Annotated in this window: 14 protein-coding genes, 2 tRNA genes and 1 riboswitch; of the genes, 15 read left to right on the top strand and 1 reads right to left on the bottom strand. The window is 52.1% G+C overall.

The features are described from left to right. The first annotated feature begins 8 nt into the window (after nucleotides 1–8). A complete protein-coding gene (locus HMPREF2952_RS07410) occupies nucleotides 9–1,379 on the top strand; it encodes a chloride channel protein (RefSeq protein WP_004519541.1) in 1,371 nt (456 codons plus the stop codon). 75 nt (nucleotides 1,380–1,454) lie between these two features. Here the strand turns inward: HMPREF2952_RS07410 and ubiB are convergent, their stop codons facing one another. Next, nucleotides 1,455–2,966 (bottom strand): ubiquinone biosynthesis regulatory protein kinase UbiB, encoded by a 1,512-nt coding sequence (gene ubiB / locus HMPREF2952_RS07405; RefSeq protein ID WP_049336409.1) that lies wholly within the window; start codon nucleotides 2,964–2,966, stop codon nucleotides 1,455–1,457. Nucleotides 2,967–3,172: 206 nt separating this feature from the next. After that, nucleotides 3,173–3,270: riboswitch (glycine riboswitch) on the top strand. A 210-nt stretch (nucleotides 3,271–3,480) separates the two neighbouring features. Between ubiB and gcvT the strand changes: the two genes are divergently transcribed. The 14 genes from gcvT (at nucleotide 3,481) to HMPREF2952_RS07335 (ending at nucleotide 18,080) form a co-directional block, all read left to right on the top strand. After that, the gene (gcvT, locus tag HMPREF2952_RS07400; protein ID WP_004519543.1) at nucleotides 3,481–4,581 is read left to right on the top strand and encodes a glycine cleavage system aminomethyltransferase GcvT; all 1,101 of its coding nucleotides are present in this window, start codon (nucleotides 3,481–3,483) and stop codon (nucleotides 4,579–4,581) included. Between the two features lie 146 nt (nucleotides 4,582–4,727). Continuing rightward, nucleotides 4,728–5,126, top strand: a complete 399-nt coding sequence (gene gcvH / locus HMPREF2952_RS07395; RefSeq protein ID WP_036492952.1) for a glycine cleavage system protein GcvH — start codon at nucleotides 4,728–4,730, stop codon at nucleotides 5,124–5,126. Between the two features lie 107 nt (nucleotides 5,127–5,233). After that, entirely contained in the window at nucleotides 5,234–5,785 is a 552-nt protein-coding gene (locus HMPREF2952_RS07390) for a DNA-3-methyladenine glycosylase I (RefSeq protein WP_049336411.1), read from the top strand. 55 nt (nucleotides 5,786–5,840) lie between these two features. After that, complete coding sequence (gene gcvP, locus HMPREF2952_RS07385; RefSeq protein ID WP_004519547.1) at nucleotides 5,841–8,693, top strand: aminomethyl-transferring glycine dehydrogenase; 2,853 nt, start codon at nucleotides 5,841–5,843, stop codon at nucleotides 8,691–8,693. A 224-nt stretch (nucleotides 8,694–8,917) separates the two neighbouring features. Next, on the top strand, nucleotides 8,918–9,727 hold the full coding sequence (gene thiD, locus HMPREF2952_RS07380; RefSeq protein WP_039862072.1) for a bifunctional hydroxymethylpyrimidine kinase/phosphomethylpyrimidine kinase: 810 nt from the start codon (nucleotides 8,918–8,920) through the stop codon (nucleotides 9,725–9,727). A gap of 111 nt (nucleotides 9,728–9,838) precedes the next feature. Next, nucleotides 9,839–10,258, top strand: a complete 420-nt coding sequence (locus HMPREF2952_RS07375; RefSeq protein WP_003679886.1) for an OsmC family protein — start codon at nucleotides 9,839–9,841, stop codon at nucleotides 10,256–10,258. A 261-nt stretch (nucleotides 10,259–10,519) separates the two neighbouring features. Beyond that, nucleotides 10,520–11,233: a GntR family transcriptional regulator gene (locus tag HMPREF2952_RS07370; RefSeq protein WP_004519550.1), complete on the top strand. Its 714-nt coding sequence runs from the start codon at nucleotides 10,520–10,522 to the stop codon at nucleotides 11,231–11,233. Nucleotides 11,234–11,306: 73 nt separating this feature from the next. Beyond that, on the top strand, nucleotides 11,307–12,086 hold the full coding sequence (locus HMPREF2952_RS07365) for a DeoR/GlpR family DNA-binding transcription regulator (RefSeq protein ID WP_004519551.1): 780 nt from the start codon (nucleotides 11,307–11,309) through the stop codon (nucleotides 12,084–12,086). A gap of 105 nt (nucleotides 12,087–12,191) precedes the next feature. Continuing rightward, nucleotides 12,192–13,880 carry a glutamine--tRNA ligase/YqeY domain fusion protein gene (locus HMPREF2952_RS07360; RefSeq protein ID WP_004519552.1) on the top strand — a complete coding sequence of 563 codons (1,689 nt, stop codon included), beginning with the start codon at nucleotides 12,192–12,194 and terminating at the stop codon, nucleotides 13,878–13,880. Between the two features lie 82 nt (nucleotides 13,881–13,962). Continuing rightward, on the top strand, nucleotides 13,963–14,865 hold the full coding sequence (locus tag HMPREF2952_RS07355; protein WP_004519553.1) for a DMT family transporter: 903 nt from the start codon (nucleotides 13,963–13,965) through the stop codon (nucleotides 14,863–14,865). Between the two features lie 244 nt (nucleotides 14,866–15,109). After that, nucleotides 15,110–16,369, top strand: a complete 1,260-nt coding sequence (gene rho, locus HMPREF2952_RS07350; RefSeq protein ID WP_003680905.1) for a transcription termination factor Rho — start codon at nucleotides 15,110–15,112, stop codon at nucleotides 16,367–16,369. A 56-nt stretch (nucleotides 16,370–16,425) separates the two neighbouring features. Beyond that, nucleotides 16,426–17,784, top strand: a complete 1,359-nt coding sequence (locus HMPREF2952_RS07345; RefSeq protein ID WP_049336415.1) for a deoxyguanosinetriphosphate triphosphohydrolase — start codon at nucleotides 16,426–16,428, stop codon at nucleotides 17,782–17,784. 132 nt (nucleotides 17,785–17,916) lie between these two features. Continuing rightward, nucleotides 17,917–17,993 (top strand) — tRNA-Arg (locus HMPREF2952_RS07340). Between the two features lie 12 nt (nucleotides 17,994–18,005). After that, a tRNA-Glu gene (locus tag HMPREF2952_RS07335) sits at nucleotides 18,006–18,080 on the top strand. Nucleotides 18,081–18,470: the final 390 nt, after the last annotated feature.

Here is an 18,470-nt window from a genome sequence, read left to right as displayed (position 1 = left end):
TGCCTATTATGAAATTTCCACAGACTTGGGCGGCGCGCCTCGCCCACAAAATCCGCCAAACCAAACGCCTGTCGAAAAAGAGCATTGCCTTTCTGTTTTTGCTGGCAGGATCGGCACTGGTTGCCCTGACGGCTTTGATGTTTGCGTACTTGGCGGATTTGGCTTTGGAATGGAACGCTTTGTTGGTGGGAAAATATCCATGGTTTGCGTGGGTGGCCTTGCCGCTGGGTTTGCCGCTTTTGGCGTGGTTTACGCGCAAATTTGCGCCGTACACTTCCGGCAGCGGTATTCCGCAAGTCATCGCTTCGTTGTCTTTGCCGTATGGCGCGCAGAAAACCCGTCTGATTCGTCTGGGCGAAACCTTTTTTAAAATTCCGCTGACGTTTTTGGGCATGATTTTGGGGGCATCGATCGGCAGGGAAGGGCCGTCTGTACAAGTGGGTGCGGCGGTCATGAACGCTTGGGGCGCCTGGTGTAAAAAGCACGGGCTGGCGTTTAGGGGCATGCAGGAAAACGATTTGATTGCCGCAGGTGCGGCCGGCGGTTTGGCAGCGGCGTTTAACGCACCTTTGGCCGGCGTGGTGTTTGCCATCGAAGAATTGGGGCGCGGCGTGATTTTGCGTTGGGAACGCCAAATCCTGATGGGCGTGTTGGCAGCCGGTTTCATTCAAGTGGCGATACAGGGCAACAACCCGTATTTTTCAGGGTTTCAAGGGCATGAGCTGCCAAACATGCTGATGTGGGCCGCGGTGTCGGGCATCGTCTGCGGCGTGGCTGGCGGATTGTTCGGCAGCTTTTTGTATCGCGGCGCGGCGGCATTCGCACCGGTACGCTGGCGCAGTTTCATCCGCCGTCATTTGTTGGTGGTCGCTTTTGTAATGGGTATCTTGTTGGCGTTGCTCGGTACGTTTTATCAAGGTAAAACCTATGGTACGGGTTATCACGAAGCCGCAGCCGCTCTTAAAGGCGCATATGAAGCGCCGTTCGGCTTGGCTGCCGCAAAATGGGCGGCGACCGTGTTCAGCTACTGGGCAGGCATTCCCGGCGGTATCTTCACGCCGTCTTTAACCATTGGTGCGATGATAGGCGAACACATGGCTTCTTTCGCGCAACTGGGCGACGCGTCCAATGTCGCGGTTTTGCTCTGCATGGCCGCGTTCCTTGCCGCCGCAACCCAATCGCCGTTGACCGCTGCCGTAGTGGTAATGGAAATGACGGGCGGACAGAATTTGTTGTTTTGGATGTTGCTGACTTGCATCTTCGCTTCGCAAGTCTCGCGCCAATTCTCGCCGCATCCGTTTTATCACGCCGCAGGTCTGCGCTTCAGACGGCATATCGAAGCCGAAAGCGGACATGTTCCGCATGAGAAAAAAGAATAGATAGGCATATAAAAGGCCGTCTGAAAACTAAATTTCAGACGGCCTTTTATATGCCGTTTAAAGCTGTATTACGGTTTACTTAAACAGCAAAATCAGTAGCAAAACAACCGCAATCACAGCCAACCACAGGCTTTGGCGTTGCTGTACTTTGACCAGATGCACATAGGCATCGCGCATTTCCTGTTGGCGGTTTTCATCAACCAACGCACTGATTTTGCGCGGCAGGGAAGGGATGATTTGCGCCCAGTCGGGAGCTTCGTTTTTGAGGTTGCGCCAAAGGGCTTTGGGGCCGACCTGTTCGTTCATCCAACGCACCAAAAACGGTTTGGCGGTTTTCCACAAGTCCAAATCGGGATCGAGTTGGCGGCCTAAGCCTTCGATGTTGAGCAGCGTTTTTTGCAGCAATACCAGCTGCGGTTGGATTTCGACATTGAAGCGACGGCTGACTTCAAACAGGCGCATCAGTACCAAGCCGAAGGAAATTTGCGAAATCGGTTTGTTGAACACCGGTTCGCACACGGCGCGGACAGCCGCTTCCAATTCTTCCGCGCGCGTGTCGGCAGGCACCCAGCCCGATTCGATGTGGGCGGTAGCGACGCGGTGGTAATCGCGGTTGAAGAATGCGAGGAAGTTGATGGCGAGATAGCGTTTGTCGTAGTCGGTCAGCGTGCCGACGATGCCGAAATCGAGGGCAATGTAGCGGTTGTCGGCGGCGACCAAAATATTGCCGGGGTGCATATCCGCATGGAAAAAGCCGTCGCGGAAAACTTGCGTGAAGAAGATTTCCACGCCGTAATCGGCAAGTTTGTGCAAATCAATGCCGTCGGCTTTGAGTTTGGCAATATCGGATACCGGAGTGCCGTCCATCCATTCGATGGTCAGCACGTCGCTGGTGCAGTAGTCGTAAAACACCTTCGGCACAATCAGCATATCGCTGTTTTGGAAATTGCGACCGAGCTGGCTGGCATTGGCGGCTTCGCGCATCAAGTCCAATTCGTCGTGCAGGTATTTGTCAAATTCGGCCACTACTTCGCGCGGCTTCAAACGCTTGCCGTCTGAAAACAAACGCTCCACCCAGCCTGCACCAAAGCGCATCAGCGACAAATCCTGTTCGATAACGGGCAAAAGGTTGGGGCGCAAGACTTTCACGGCGACCTGTTCGCCCGAATGCAGGTGGGCTTTGTGTACTTGGGCGATGGACGCGCTGGCGACAGGCTCTGTTTCAAATTCCGCGTATAAAGTGTCGATGGATTGTCCCAGTGATTTTTCGATTTGCGAGCGTGAAAGTTGCGCGTCAAACGGCGGCACTTTGTCTTGCAGCCTTGCCAGTTCGACCGCGTAATCGTGCGGAATCAAATCGGGACGCGTGGACAATACCTGCCCGAATTTGATGAAAATCGGCCCCAGGCTTTCCAACGCCAAACGCAGGCGCACGGCAGGCATTTCGTGTTTGAACTTGGACGACTGCGGCAGCATATTGAGGAAAGTCCGCGCCCAACCCGGACGGACCAGCGAGGCAATCAGCTCGGTAAGGCGGTAGCGGTAGAGCGTGCAGAGGATGGTTTTGATGCGTTTGAGGCGGTTCATGATGGACGCAGATAAATCGAAAAAACAGAATTATATAGGAAAAACGGGTAAGGGCTTCAGACGGCCTGAGACTTTTGCAAAAACATTTGCCGCATAGCTAACAATTTTATAAAGGCTCAAGTTTTGCCTCCCCAATAAAAAGACGGATATTCACATCATAAATATTCGTCGGCTACTTGCCCAAACTGCCGATTCAAGACATAATCGGGAAATGTGCAGGAGAGTGTTACACCCAACTACAATGTAACCACCGAAGGCGCAGACACCCTTAAATCGCTCAGGTATCAGGGACTGCACATTGAAACAAACAATCTGGAGAGCGGCGTTTGAATAACGTCCACCGAAGGGGAGAAGGCCGTCTGAACCACCATTCAGACAACCGCGCAAAGCAGTGAGCAGACTGGTTTGCCATCATGCGGATACGGCCGAAAATCTCAGGTTCAAGGACAGATAGGGTCATCCGCGCATAGGTGCGCGGGCGGCATCTGAACAAAAAATCCGGAGAAACTTGAGAATGACTGCTCTGAAAACCACCCCATTTCATCAAGCCCATCAAGATGCAGGCGCGAAGCTGGTAGATTTTGCCGGCTGGGAGCTGCCCATCCATTATGGTTCACAAATCGCCGAACACGAAGCCGTGCGCACCGACGCCGGTATGTTTGACGTATCCCATATGCTCGTTACCGACGTAGCAGGCGCAAATGCCAAAGCCTTTTTCCGCAAATTGATTGCCAACGATGTCGCCAAACTCGCTTTTGTCGGCAAAGCCCTTTATTCCGCTTTGCTCAACGACAACGGCGGCGTGATTGACGACTTGATCGTTTACCGCACCAACGAAGCCGAAACACAATACCGCATCGTGTCCAACGGCGCGACCCGTGAAAAAGACACGGCGCAATTCCACAAAGTCGGACAAGAGTTCGGCGTTGCCTTCAATCCTCGCTACGACCTCGGCATGCTCGCCGTACAAGGCCCGAAAGCCATCGAAAAACTCCTGACCGTCAAACCTGAATGGGCAGACGTTATTCACGGCCTCAAACCGTTCCAAGGTGCAGACTTGGGCAATGACTGGTTTGTCGCCCGCACCGGCTATACCGGCGAAGACGGCGTCGAAGTCATCCTGCCCGGCACTGAAGCCGTCGCATTCTTCAAAGCCCTGCAAGCAGCAGGCGTACAGCCTTGCGGCCTCGGCGCACGCGACACCCTGCGCATGGAAGCCGGTATGAACCTCTACGGCAACGATATGGACGACAATACCAGCCCGCTCGAAGCAGGCATGGGTTGGACCGTTGACTTAAAAGACGAAAGCCGCGACTTCGTCGGTAAAGCCGCCTTGCTGGCATTGAAAGAAAAAGGCGTTACCGTGAAACAGGTCGGCCTGTTGCTCGAAAAAGGCGGCATCCTGCGCGCGCATATGGAAGTGTTGACCGACAAAGGCAAAGGCGAAACCACCAGCGGCGTATTCTCGCCAAGCCTGAAGCAATCCATCGCCATCGCGCGCGTACCGAAAGACTTTGACGGCGATACTGCCAAAGTACTGATGCGCGGCAAAGAAGTGGATGTACGCGTATTGAAGCTGCCGTTTGTGCGTAATGGTCAAAAACAGTTTGATTAATATCGGTTCAGACGGCCTTATTTGTTAAGGGCCGTCTGAAAGCAGGTTTTAATTGTCGTCTAATACGGACGTTTGTAGAAAGCATTGAACAAGGCATCTGTGGATATTGATTCATGAAGATGCCGTCTGAAAATAACCCCCTATCAATGGAGTATCAAACCATGAGCAACATCCCAGCAGAACTGAAATACGTTGCCAGCCACGAATGGCTGCGCCTTGAAGAAGACGGTACCATCACTGTCGGCATTACCCATCACGCGCAAGAGCTGTTGGGCGACATCGTGTTTGTCGAGCTGCCTGAAGTCGGCGCAAACCTGGCTGCCGAAGAGCAAGCCGGTGTGGTTGAGTCTGTAAAAGCCGCGTCCGACGTGTACGCGCCGATTGCAGGCGAAGTCGTTGCCGTCAACGAAGATTTGCCAAGCGCTCCGGAAACTGCCAACAGCGATCCTTACGGCGCAGGCTGGTTCTTCAAAATCAAACCTGCCAACCCTGCCGATTACGACGGTCTGTTGACTGCCGAACAATACGCAGGCGAAGTAGCTTGATTTTTGCAAACATCCAAACAGGTTTTGTGCCTGTTTGATATTGCAGGTCTTAGGTCGTCTGAAAAATGCTTTCAGACGGCCTTTGTTTCAATTTTCCCTCAACAAACATGAATTACTGCGAATTTGTCGCCACTCTTCCCGACGATACGGACAACCCCAACCAACATTATCACGACACGCAATACGGTTTTCCGATTGAGGATGACAATGAATTGTTTGAGCGGCTGGTGTTGGAAATCAATCAGGCAGGATTGAGCTGGACGCTGATGCTGAAGAAGCAACGGGCATTTCAGACGGCATTTAAAGGTTTCGACATCGATACGGTCGCCGCATTTGACGAAGCCGAAATTGAGCGGCTGCTTGCCGATGCAGGCATCGTCCGCAACCGCCTGAAAATCAACGCAGCCATTTATAACGCGCGACAAATCAAGCAAATACGGCAAGAATACGGCTCATTCAAAAACTGGTTGGATACACACCATCCGCTCGACAAGGCTGAATGGGTGAAGCTGTTTAAAAAACATTTCAAATTTGTCGGCGGCGAAATCGTCGGCGAATTTCTGATGAGTACCGGCTACCTGCCCGGCGCGCATGTGGAAACCTGTCCGGTTTATAGGGAAATATTGGCATGTCGTCCAAAGTGGGCGGAGGCCGTCTGAAACAACATCTGCAAGAAAAAACAGTGTTGATATCGATAACACCGAAGGAGTAGAAATGAAACTATCTGAATTGTTCAACCCGAACGAATTTGCCGTGCGCCATTTGAGCTTTGGCGACGAGGCTGCGCTTTTGGAAGCGCTCGGCGAGAAGAGCATGGACGATTTTGTCGGCAATACCGTGCCGCAAAGCATCCGTATGCCGTCCGAACTCGATTTGCCCGAAGCTTTGACCGAGGCGGACGCGTTGGCGAAATTGAAAGGCATCGCGTCGAAAAACGTGATCAACAAATCCTATATCGGTTTGGGCTATTACCCGACCCGCGTGCCGAACGTGATTTTGCGCAACGTATTGGAAAATCCGGGTTGGTACACTGCCTACACCCCGTATCAAGCGGAAATTGCCCAAGGTCGTTTGGAAGCTTTGTTGAACTTCCAACAAGTGTGTATCGATTTGACCGGTTTCCCTGTGGCAGGCGCGTCTTTGCTGGACGAGGCAACTGCCGCTGCTGAAGCGATGGCGATGGCGCACCGCGTGGGCAAAGTGAAATCCGAGCGTTTCTTTGTGGATGCGCGCGTGTATCCGCAAACTTTGGACGTGATGAAAACCCGCGCCAAATATTTCGGTTTTGAACTGGTGGTTGGAGATTTTGCCCAAGCTGATGACGGCGAATACTTCGGCGCGCTGTTCCAATACGTCGGTAAAGACGGCGACGTACAAGATTTGCAGGATGTTATCGGTCGTCTGAAAGCAAAAGGCACAATCGTGGCCGTTGCCGCCGACATCATGAGCTTGGTTTTGCTGAAGTCTCCGGCTGAACTGGGCGCAGATATTGCTTTGGGCAACACCCAACGCTTCGGCGTGCCAATGGGCTTCGGTGGTCCGCACGCTGCTTATTTCGCGTTTAAAGACGAGTTCAAACGTTCCGCCCCAGGCCGCATCATCGGCGTATCCAAAGACGCATCAGGCAAACCCGCGCTGCGCATGGCGTTGTCCACCCGCGAGCAACATATCCGCCGCGAAAAAGCGACATCCAATATTTGTACCGCACAGGCATTGCTGGCGAACTTGGCCGGTATGTATGCCGTTTACCACGGCCCGGAAGGCGTGAAACGCATTGCCAACCGCATTCATGCGCTGGCTTCTGCCTTTGCCGATGCGCTGGTTTCAGACGGCCTGAATGTGGTTCACAAAGTCTTCTTCGATACCGTTACCGTTGATTTCGGCAGCAAAGAGAAAGCAGACCAAGTGTTTGCCGCTGCTTTGGAGTCGGGTTACAACCTGCGCCGCGTCAACGATACTCAAGTTGCGGCTGCATTCCATGAAACATCGGCATACGAAGATTTGGTTGATTTGTACCGCGCGTTTACCGGCAAGGATACGTTCGCATTTGCCGATGACGTCAAAGGCCGTCTGAATGCCGAATTGCTGCGTCAAGACGACATTCTGCAACATCCCGTATTCAACCGTTACCACACCGAACACGAAATGCTGCGCTATCTGAAGAAACTCGAAGACCGCGACTTGGCGATGAACCGCAGCATGATTTCGCTCGGTAGCTGCACCATGAAGCTCAATGCGACTGCGGAAATGTTGCCGATTACTTGGGCAGAGTTCACCGACATCCACCCCTATGCCCCCAAAGACCAAGCCACAGGCTACTACGCGCTTTTGACCGATATGGAAAACAGCCTGAAAGCCATCACCGGCTTTGACGCGATTTCCTTCCAGCCCAACTCCGGCGCGCAGGGCGAATACAGTGGCATGCTCTCCATCCGCCGCTATCAAGAAGCCAACGGCGAGGGACACCGCAACATCTGCCTGATTCCCAAATCCGCCCACGGCACCAACCCTGCGACTGCCGCTATGCTGGGTTTGAAAGTCGTCGTTGTCGATACCGACGAACACGGAAACGTCAACATCGACGATTTGAAAGCCAAAGCCGAGCAATACCGCGACGCTTTGTCCGCCATCATGATTACTTACCCGTCCACCCACGGCGTGTATGAAGAAGGCATCCGCGACATCTGCCGCATCATCCATGAAAACGGCGGACAGGTTTACATGGACGGCGCCAACCTCAACGCCCAAATCGGCATCATGCAGCCTGCCGAAGTCGGCGCGGACGTGTTGCACATGAACCTGCACAAAACCTTCTGTATCCCTCACGGCGGCGGCGGTCCGGGCGTCGGCCCTATCGGTTTGAAAGCCCACCTTGCCCCGTTTGCACCGGGACATGCTTTGACCGACATCCACAGCGCCAGTGCCGACCAAACCGCCGTTGCTGCTGCGGCCTTCGGTTCTGCGTCCATCCTGCCGATTACTTGGATGTACCTGACCATGATGGGCAAACAAGGCATGGAGCAGGCAACACGCTGGGCATTGCTCAACGCCAACTACGTTGCCAAACGTCTGAGCGAAGACTATCCGATTCTGTATACAGGCAAAAATGGCCGCGTCGCGCACGAATGTATCGTCGACTTGCGTCCGCTCAAAGCCGAAAGCGGCATCACCGAAACCGACATCGCCAAACGCCTGATGGACTACGGCTTCCACGCACCGACGGTTTCCTTCCCTGTTGCCGGTACGCTGATGATCGAGCCGACCGAGAGCGAAAGCAAAGCCGAACTCGACCGCTTCATCGCCGCCCTGAAACAAATCAAACAGGAAGTGCTGAAAGTCGAGCGCGGCGAATGGCCGAAAGAGGACAACCCGCTGGTCAACGCTCCGCATACCGCCGCAGATGTAACCGGCGAATGGGCGCATCCGTACTCCCGCGAAGAAGCCGTCTTCCCGCTGCCTTTCGTGCGCGAAAACAAATTCTGGCCGAGCGTCAAACGGGTAGATGAAGTGTATGGCGACCGCAATCTGGTTTGCTCCTGCTTGCCGATTGATGCATACGAAGATTAAGCCTGAATAGGTTTAAAATTGAACAGGCCGTCTGAAAATGAAAATAGTTTTCAGATGGCCTTTTGTTTGTTAAGATATTTCGCCCGAGAACATACATTTGTTTTTGGTAAAACAACAGATAAGGCATTCGGAAAAATAGACGGCGAATGCCTTTGTTTGCGGATAAAACCAAACTGCTCTCAACAACGATAAACACAAGGCCGTCTGAAAAACAGGAGGACACGATGGACGAACTTTTTATTCAAACGCTGACGATTGCCGGCTCAGATTCCGGAGGCGGCGCGGGCATACAGGCGGATTTGAAGACATTTCAGATGCGCGGCGTGTTCGGTACCAGTGTACTGACCGCGGTTACCGCACAAAATACTTTGGGCGTATCGGCAGTGCATTCGATACCGACCGACATGATTGCCGCGCAAATTGCTGCGATTCAGGAGGATTTCCAAATCCGCGCCTATAAAATCGGCATGCTGGGTACGGCGGAAATCATCGAATGCGTGGCGGAACAAACTGCCGAATGCGATTTCGGCAAACGCGTGTTGGATCCGGTTATGATTGCCAAAGGCGGTGCGCCGTTGTTGGAAAATTCAGCCGTCGAAGCCATGAAACGCCTGCTGCTGCCGCATACGGACGTATTGACCCCCAATCTGCCTGAAGCGCAGGCATTGACGGGTATTAATATTGAAAACCGTCAAGATGCGGAACGCGCCGCCAAAATTCTTCAGGATTGGGGTGTGAAAAATGTGGTGATTAAAGGCGGCCATCTTGCCGACAGCCAAAGCGAATATTGCACCGACTGGCTGTTTACGCCATACGAAACCATTGAGCTGAACAGCAAACGTTTCCCAACGCCGCATACGCATGGCACGGGCTGCACGTTTTCGGCCTGCATTACTGCCGAGTTGGCAAAAGGGTTTAGCGTGCCCGAGGCGGTTCAAACGGCAAAAAACTATATTGCCGCCGCCATTTCCCATCCTTTGGGCATCGGGGCAGGGCACGGGCCGGTCAATCATTGGGCGTATCGGGACGAATAATGCGTTTAGGCCAATTGTAATTGATTGTATTTTTCAGACGGCCTGACTAGGTTTATCACTTGAAATTGTTTACAATGTCAGATTAATGCTTTTACGGATAAAAAAGACACCATGCAAGTTACCTCAAAATGGATAGACGGAATGTGTTTCGTCGGTACAACGGCAAACGGACACAGCGTTGTGATGGAAGGCGCGGCGGCTGAAGGCGAAGTCAAACGCGGCCCCAGCCCGATGGAAATGCTGTTGTTGGGTGTAGCAGGCTGCTCCAGCATCGATGTCGTGATGATTGCCGAGAAACAACGTCAAAAAATTACCGACTGCCGTGCCGAAGTGACTGCCAAACGCGCCGACACCGCGCCGCGCGTGTTTACCGAAATCCATATCCACTTCAAAGTGTATGGTCGGGATTTGCAAGAAAGCGCGATTGAACGCGCCGTACAGATGTCTGCCGAAAAATATTGCTCCGCATCGATTATGCTGGGTAAAGCGGCAAAAATGAGCCACAGCTTCGAGATCGTCGAAACAGAATAGGGCGGTTTCAGGATGGGAGTGCCGGAGCGTGAACCGGCTACGCACAAAAAAAGCAGATATATTCACGCATTAACATGAATATATCTGCTTGCTTTTTATTCCTTTTTCTCTCTCTCTATCAGCCTTTATAACTTGGCTTGTTGATCTCATTGTGCAAGTTTCGTTTAACATTGTCAACAATTTTTAATTATATTTTAAACACCCCCGAAAGCTGCAGGTTTGTAAACGCTTGCGCCTTAATACGGATATTGGGGAAACATTATGGATTACGAAAATAATACCAACGTTGCGCCTGCAACTTCATCGCTTATTTTGGAAGAACGTCACGATTCGGAACTCTTCCGCGTGTACGCATTGATTTTGGACGGTATTACCGACCATCTGCTGCTGCCGGGCAAAAAACTGACCGAGTCCGAGCTTTGCCGACAAATGGTTTGCTCCCGCAATACCGTGCGTGGCGCATTATCGCTTTTGGCGCACGATAAAATCGTCGATTTGCAGCCCAACCGCGGCGCATTTGTCCATGTGCCGGACTTGAAAGAAATGAAAGACGTGTTCAACACGCGTATCGAAATGGAAAGCATGATTTTGAGCGTCCTTATCGATATGCCTGATTTGGAAACGCGTCTGCAACCGCTTTATGCCATGATTGAGCAAGAGGGCGCAGCCTCCGAAAGCGGCGACCGCGTGGGTTGGAACCGCCTGTCCAATGCCTTCCATGTCGAATTGGCGCGGCTGCTGGACAACGATGTCCTGTTTGAAATCATGAATACCTTGTGCGCGCGCTCTTCATTGATTGTGGCCGTTTCCGATCCGCTTCGCAAAGAAAAGCGCAACATCGATTCCAATTCGCACCATGAACACCGAGAAATCCTCGATTTATTGCTGGCAGGCAAGCGCAACCGTGTGACCAAAGTCATGCGCCGCCACTTAGGCGCGTGTATGGAACGCTTGGAACAGAAACTCGAGATGTAATCGGTTTGACAATGAAAAAGGCCGTCTGAAATATTCAGACGGCCATTGGTTTATCCCTACAAAACGAAACGCCATGAAACCCAAAATCCAAAGACACGAACATATCCTCACCCTTGTCCGCGAACATAACTTCATGACGGTGGAAGAGTTGGCGGCGAATTTGGATGTTACGCCGCAAACCATACGCCGCGATGTGCAGGAGTTAAGTGAGACCGGACAGCTCAAACGCTATCACGGCGGCGCATCTTTGGGCGATGTTTCAGTCGTAACGGCAGGGCAGGAGCGGCGCAACCATCAGCAGCAGGAAAAAAACGCCATTGCCCGTCTGATTGCTTCCACCATTCCCGACAATGCCTCGCTGTTTATCAGCATCGGTACCACCATGGAAGCCGTCGCCGCCGAGTTGGTCAGACAGCGTAAAAACCTGCGGATTATCACCAACAATATCTACGCCGCCTCCATCACTGCGGCGCGTACCGACTACACGGTTATCATCGCTTCCGGCGTGGTCCGCCCCTTGGATGGCGGTATTACCGGCGTGGCGACCGTCGATTTCATCAACCAATTCAAAGTCGACTATGCCATCATGAGTACCCACGGTATAGAAAACGACGGCTCGCTTTTGGATGACGATTACAAGGAAGTCAGCGTCATGCAGGCGATGGTGAACAATGCCCGCGTGCGCTATCTTGGTGTCGATCACAGCAAATTCAACAGCAATGCCTTGGTCAGACTGGGCGATATCGGCGCATTCGATAAGCTGTTTACCGACCGCACACCATCCGCCGCCATGCAGAAAACCCTAAACGAGCGCGGCGTGGCGTGGCAGGTTGCCGACCCTGTATCAAAGTAGCCAAGTCGGGTACAATTGAGCCATCATTCCATTCCTTTCAGACGGCCTGATTGAATGCTCAGGCCGTCTGAAAACAGAAAATCATTTTCCTATCAAAGAAATATTATGTTGAATAAAGACCAATTCGCGGACAACCACTTTATCCGCACCATCATCGATGAAGACCTCAAAAGCGGGAAACATACAGCCATCCAAACCCGCTTCCCGCCTGAGCCGAACGGTTACTTGCACATCGGCCACGCCAAATCCATCTGCTTGAACTTCGGTTTGGCTTATATTTACGACGGCTTGTGCAACCTGCGTTTCGACGACACCAACCCTGAAAAAGAAAACGACGAATACGTCAATGCCATCAAAGAAGACGTCGAATGGTTGGGCTTCCATTGGGCGGGCGAGCCACGTTTCGCTTCCAACTATTTCGACCAGCTTTACGACTACGCTGTCGGTTTAATCAAAGACGGCAAAGCGTATGTCGATGATTTGACGCCCGAAGAAATGCGCGAATACCGCGGTACGCTGACCGAAGCAGGCAAAAACAGCCCTTACCGCGACCGCAGTATTGAAGAAAACCTCGACCTGTTCACACGCATGAAAAACGGCGAGTTCCCCGACGGCAGCAAAACCTTGCGCCTGAAAATCGATATGGCGGCAGGCAATATCAATATGCGCGACCCCGTCATCTACCGTATCCGCCGCGCCCATCACCACAACACCGGCGACAAATGGTGCATCTATCCGATGTACGACTACACGCACTGCATTTCCGATGCTATCGAAGGCATCACGCATTCCTTGTGTACACTCGAATTTGAAGCACACCGTCCGCTGTACGACTGGGTGTTGGACAACATTCCTGCGCCGCACGCCACACGTCCGCGCCAATACGAGTTTTCCCGTTTGGAGCTTCTGTATTCCATCACGTCCAAACGCAAGCTGAACCAACTGGTTTCAGACGGCCACGTTTCCGGCTGGGACGACCCACGTATGCCGACCATTTCCGGTATGCGCCGCCGCGGTTACACGCCCGAAGGCCTGCGCCTGTTTGCCAAACGCGCCGGTATTTCCAAATCTGAAAACATCGTCGACATGAGCGTGTTGGAAGGCGCGATTCGTGAAGAGTTGGAGAACTCTGCGCCACGCCTGATGGCGGTTTTGAATCCGCTCAAAGTGACCCTGACCAACTTTGAAGCCGGCAAAACCCAAAGCCGCCGTGCCGCGTTCCATCCGAACCACGAAGAAATGGGCGATCGCGAAGTACCTATTTCACAAACCATCTACATCGAAGCCGACGACTTTGCCGAAAATCCGCCCAAAGGCTTCAAACGCCTGGTTCCCGGCGGAGAAGTGCGTTTGCGCCACGGCTATGTGATTAAGTGTGATGAAGTAGTAAAAGACGAGGCAGGCAATGTGGTTGAACTCAAATGCAGCATCGACCACGATACCTTGGGCAAAAATCCCGAAGGCCGCAAAGTTAAAGGCGTGATTCATTGGGTTTCTGCCGAACACGCCGTCGAAATTAAAGTCCGCCTGTACGACCGCCTCTTTACCGTCGAGCGTCCTGATGCCGTGCGCGGCGAAGACGGCAACTATCTGCCGTTTACCGATTTCCTCAATCCAGAATCCATCAAGGAAATCACTGCCTACGCCGAACCTGTCGCAAAAGATCTGCCGGCAGAAAGCCGTTGGCAGTTTGAACGCATCGGCTACTTCGTAACCGACCGCAAAGACCACAGCAAAGACATGCCGGTGTTTAACCGCACGGTGACGCTGAAAGATTCTTGGCAGCCTAAGTAATCTGTTTGCAGTCGCTATATTGAAGGCCGTCTGAAAACTTGAAATCCGGTTTTCAGACGGCCTTTGTCGATAAAGGGATAAGATGGAACGTTATTCTGTACATTTGAAACTGCTGGGAATGGCGGTGTTGTGGGGTGCGTCTTGGCCGATGGGGCGGATGTTGGGGCAGTCGCTGCCGCCGCTGACGGGCGGGGCGGTTCGGTTTGTCTTGGCTTCGGTTTTGTTGTTGGGCTGGTTGTTTGCGCGCAGCAGGTTCGCGACTTTGGCGGCTTTGTCGGCGCGGCAATGGCTGGGTTTGACGGCAGCCGCTTCTGTTGGCGTGTGCGGTTATGCGGTGTTTTTTATGCTGGGTTTGCAGACTATGCCGGCAGGCAAGGCGGCGGTAGTCGTGGCGGTGAATCCGGTATTGACACTGCTGTTGGCAACTTGGTTTTTCGGCGAGCGTTTAAATGTGAAGATTTTGGCGGGTATGCTGCTGGCGGTCGGCGGTGCCATTATGGTGGTAACGCAAGGGCAGCCGTTGACAGTGTTATCGGGCGGCATCAAGGCAGGAGAGTGGCTGATTTTCGGTTGCGTGGTTTGTTGGGCGGCTTATACTTTAATTGGTCGCGCGGTTTTGCGTGGGATAGATGTGCTGACGGTAACGACGGCAACGTCGTTCATTGGTGCGTTGATGTTGTCGGTGGTGGCGTTGTGGACGGACGGAATGCCGTTTGAGGCGATAGCGGCAATGGATGGGCGAGGCTGGACAGCCTTGGCGTGGCTGGTCATCGGCGCGACGGTATTGGCCTACGCGTGGTATTTCGAAGGCGTGAAGACTTTGGGTGCAGGCAGCGCGGCGGCGTATATTACGCTCGTGCCGATTTTCGGTGTGCTGTCTTCGGCGTGGTTTTTGGGCGAACCGCTGCATATTTCGCTGGTTGCGGGCTGTGCGGCAGCGGTCGGCGGCATGACGCTGATGCGGTACGGGCAAAAGGCCGTCTGAAGTTGGGTAAATACTCGGATTTTGGTCGATAGGGTTGCGATTGCCAAGCTGTTGCCGGCCATAATCTTATTGCATGGTAAGATTATAGTCTCGGCTCAGTGTTCGATTTAAAAATTTGACACCCTGCCTCCAACTGCCTAAAATTCAACTTTCTCAAAAATCTACCGTATCCTGCGGCACGATTTCATACTTTCAGACGGCCTTTGTGCCATCTCTCTGATACTATTCAAAATATATCAATACTATGCACGTTTCAGAACTCCAAACCCTCCACATTTCCAAACTCTTGGAAATGGCAGAAGAACATGGCATTGAAAACGCCAACCGTTTCCGCAAACAAGACCTCGTTTTTGCCATCGTCCGCCAGATGATGAAGCAAAATGTCAGCTTTACCTGTTCCGGCACACTCGAAATCCTGCCCGACGGCTTCGGTTTCCTGCGCAGCGCAGATACTTCTTACCTTGCCGGTCCTGACGATATTTATGTTTCGCCCACGCAAATCCGCCGCTTCAATCTGCACACCGGTGACACCATCGAAGGCAGCGTGCGCGTACCTAAAGACAACGAACGCTATTTCGCACTTGTCCGCCTCGATACCATCAACGGCGATCAGCCTGAAGTCTGCAAACACAAAATCCTCTTTGAAAACCTCACGCCTTTATTCCCAACCGAACAATTCAAACTTGAGCGCGACATCAAAGCCGAAGAGAATCTGACCGGCCGCGCTATCGACTTGGTTTCCCCAATCGGTAAAGGCCAACGTGCATTGTTGGTGGCGCCGCCTAAAACCGGTAAGACCGTGATGTTGCAAAACATTGCCCACGCTATTACCGCCAATTATCCCGATGTCGAGCTGATTGTCCTGTTGATTGACGAGCGTCCGGAAGAAGTGACCGAAATGAGCCGTTCTGTACGCGGCGAAGTCGTTTCCTCTACGTTTGATGAACCGGCGCAACGCCATGTACAAGTGGCCGAGATGGTGATTGAAAAAGCCAAACGTATGGTTGAACACAAAAAAGACGTGGTCATCCTGCTGGATTCGATTACCCGTTTGGCGCGCGCCTACAATACCGTTGTGCCGACTTCGGGCAAAATCTTGACCGGCGGTGTCGATGCCAACGCCTTGCACCGTCCGAAACGCTTCTTCGGCGCAGCGCGTAATGTGGAAGAGGGCGGTTCGCTTACCATTATTGCGACAGCGCTTGTTGAAACCGGTAGCCGCATGGACGACGTGATTTACGAAGAGTTCAAAGGCACGGGCAATATGGAATTGCACCTTGACCGCCGTATGGCCGAAAAACGCCTGTTCCCGGCCATTAGTATCAATAAATCCGGTACGCGCCGCGAAGAATTGCTGGTGCCGAACGATCAGTTGCAACGCATGTGGCTCTTGCGCAAATTCCTGCATCCTATGGACGAAATCGAAGCGACCGAGTTTTTGGTGGGCAAACTCAAAGACTCTAAAAATAACGACGATTTCTTTGAATTGATGCGCGGTAAATAAGCATAAGGCCGTCTGAATATGTTTCAGACGGCCTTTACTTTGCTTGAGGAACCTTTATGACCATCCGAATGAATTGGCAAAACTTATTATCCACCCAACGCTTCCGTACTAAAAACGGCGAAATCGTGCCGACCGTTACCCCTTCGACTCAAGAAGGTGCCGATGCCTTGCGTACGGATTTTCACATCGACTACGACCGGGTTGTTTTTTCCGGAGCCTTCCGCCGCCTTGGCCGTAAAACACAGGTGCATCCGCTGGCGCAACATGACTTGACGCACAACCGCCTGACGCACAGCGTTGAAGTTGCCAGCGTGGGCAGGAGCTTGGGCAACCGCGTGGGCGTGATGTTGCATAACGGCGGTTTTCTGCCGCAGGGCAATACGCCCAGCGATATTGGTGCCGTGGTGCAGGTTGCCTGTTTGGCTCATGATTTGGGCAATCCGCCGTTTGGCCATACCGGCGAAGATGCTTTGCGTGATTGGTTCAGACGGCCTGAACATCAAATTTATCTGAACACATTAAACGAAGCGGAACGCAACGATATTCAAACCTATGAAGGCAATGCGCATAGCCTGCGTATCGTCGCCAGCCTTGAAATGTATCCGGAGGCAGGCGGAATGCGCCTGACTGCGGCAGCCATCGGCGCATTGCTGAAGTATCCGTGGACAACGCAACATCCAAACGGCAGAAAGAAATTCAATATTTATCAAACCGAGTTGCCGTTTATCCGTCAAGTTGCCGACGAATTGGGGCTGGTTTCCGCGGGAGTAGACAGCTGGGCGCGCCATCCTTTGTCTTATTTGATGGAGGCTGCCGACGATATTTGCTATGCCTTGCTGGATTTGGAAGATGCCGTCGAATTGGATTTGCTCACGGATACGGAAGTAGAAAGTATTTTGTCCGAGCTGACCTTTGCCGAAAGCGCATGGCACGCCAGCTCCAGCCGTCAGCGTTGCGCCATGTTGCGCGGCATTGCGATCGGCAAGGCGATTGATGATGTCGCGCAAACCTTTATGCTGCATCAGTCCGACTTGTTGGACGGAACATTCAAAGGCAAAGACCTGCTTGCTCTGTGCAGCCCGCAAGTGCAAAACACTTTGGCAAAAGCGAAAGAATTGGCACAAACACGGATTTTCCGCCATCACACCAAGCTCTTGACCGAGATTGCCACGTTCCCATGCTTAGGCTCCATCTTAGATTTGCTCGTCCCTGCCGCCTATGCCCTGATTGCAGAAAAACAGTTAGCAACGCGTCAGTCTTTGGCGTTGGAATTATTGAAAAAGCACAATCCGATTCTTCCTGAAGACAGTCTGTATCAGGCCTATATGAAGATTTTGGATTTTGTCGGCGGCATGACCGATAACTCCGCCGCTAAAATGGCGCAGGATTTGTCAGGAGTAGGGATTTTACGTTAATTTTATATTGTTTAACTTCAATTGGTTAAATAAAAATATAAAAAGTTTCTGTGAAAAGAGTAGACAGGCTTTAGTAAAGCCTATATCATTCGGTCTTCTTGATTCACAACGCACTTGCGAAGTGATGAGGATGCACCCGTAGCTCAGTTGGATAGAGTATCTGGCTACGAACCAGAGGGTCGGGCGTTCGAATCGCTCCGGGTGCGCCACAAGATTTATCCGCGCCCATCGTCTAGCGGTTAGGACATCGCCCTTTCACGGCGGTAACCGGGGTTCGATTCCCCGTGGGCGTGCCAGTTTTCAAAAAAAACGCAATCTGTTTCAGATTGCGTTTTTTTATTGCATTTACTGTTTGTGTTCTAAGGCCGTCTGAAATGCTCAGCAACTCAAGAGACAGAAGTGTGTAAAATCAATTGCCCTGAATTTTGTCATCTCTATGCGCTTTTCAATCTCATTTTACCATTGTCAAAACCCGATTTATTGACAACAGTATTCATCTTAAGAGTTCCTAAACCTGAATTTACATGATTTCATATTTATAATTTCTTGATTTTAGAAAATAAAAATATTTATTTGAACTTTTCTTAAAAAATGCCGTCTGAGATAAAGACAAGACGGAATATCTCTGTTAATGTGTAAATGTCAGCCGGCGTTTGCCGGTTTTTTATTGAAACCATTTGGGAGTC

Source organism: Neisseria sp. HMSC068C12 (genome assembly GCF_001814095.1).
GTDB lineage: Bacteria > Pseudomonadota > Gammaproteobacteria > Burkholderiales > Neisseriaceae > Neisseria > Neisseria perflava.
Note: the sequence above shows the minus strand (reverse complement) of the source record. Positions and strands in the feature narration are given on the sequence as shown.

Excerpts from the sequence above, each read along its gene's own strand:
- HMPREF2952_RS07410 (WP_004519541.1), top strand. The coding sequence starts at position 9 with ATGAAATTTCCACAGACTTGGGCGGCGCGCCTCGCCCACAAAATCCGC.
- ubiB (WP_049336409.1), bottom strand. The coding sequence starts at position 2,966 with ATGAACCGCCTCAAACGCATCAAAACCATCCTCTGCACGCTCTACCGC.
- gcvT (WP_004519543.1), top strand. The coding sequence starts at position 3,481 with ATGACTGCTCTGAAAACCACCCCATTTCATCAAGCCCATCAAGATGCA.
- gcvH (WP_036492952.1), top strand. The coding sequence starts at position 4,728 with ATGGAGTATCAAACCATGAGCAACATCCCAGCAGAACTGAAATACGTT.
- HMPREF2952_RS07390 (WP_049336411.1), top strand. The coding sequence starts at position 5,234 with ATGAATTACTGCGAATTTGTCGCCACTCTTCCCGACGATACGGACAAC.
- gcvP (WP_004519547.1), top strand. The coding sequence starts at position 5,841 with ATGAAACTATCTGAATTGTTCAACCCGAACGAATTTGCCGTGCGCCAT.
- thiD (WP_039862072.1), top strand. The coding sequence starts at position 8,918 with ATGGACGAACTTTTTATTCAAACGCTGACGATTGCCGGCTCAGATTCC.
- HMPREF2952_RS07375 (WP_003679886.1), top strand. The coding sequence starts at position 9,839 with ATGCAAGTTACCTCAAAATGGATAGACGGAATGTGTTTCGTCGGTACA.
- HMPREF2952_RS07370 (WP_004519550.1), top strand. The coding sequence starts at position 10,520 with ATGGATTACGAAAATAATACCAACGTTGCGCCTGCAACTTCATCGCTT.
- HMPREF2952_RS07365 (WP_004519551.1), top strand. The coding sequence starts at position 11,307 with ATGAAACCCAAAATCCAAAGACACGAACATATCCTCACCCTTGTCCGC.
- HMPREF2952_RS07360 (WP_004519552.1), top strand. The coding sequence starts at position 12,192 with ATGTTGAATAAAGACCAATTCGCGGACAACCACTTTATCCGCACCATC.
- HMPREF2952_RS07355 (WP_004519553.1), top strand. The coding sequence starts at position 13,963 with ATGGAACGTTATTCTGTACATTTGAAACTGCTGGGAATGGCGGTGTTG.
- rho (WP_003680905.1), top strand. The coding sequence starts at position 15,110 with ATGCACGTTTCAGAACTCCAAACCCTCCACATTTCCAAACTCTTGGAA.
- HMPREF2952_RS07345 (WP_049336415.1), top strand. The coding sequence starts at position 16,426 with ATGACCATCCGAATGAATTGGCAAAACTTATTATCCACCCAACGCTTC.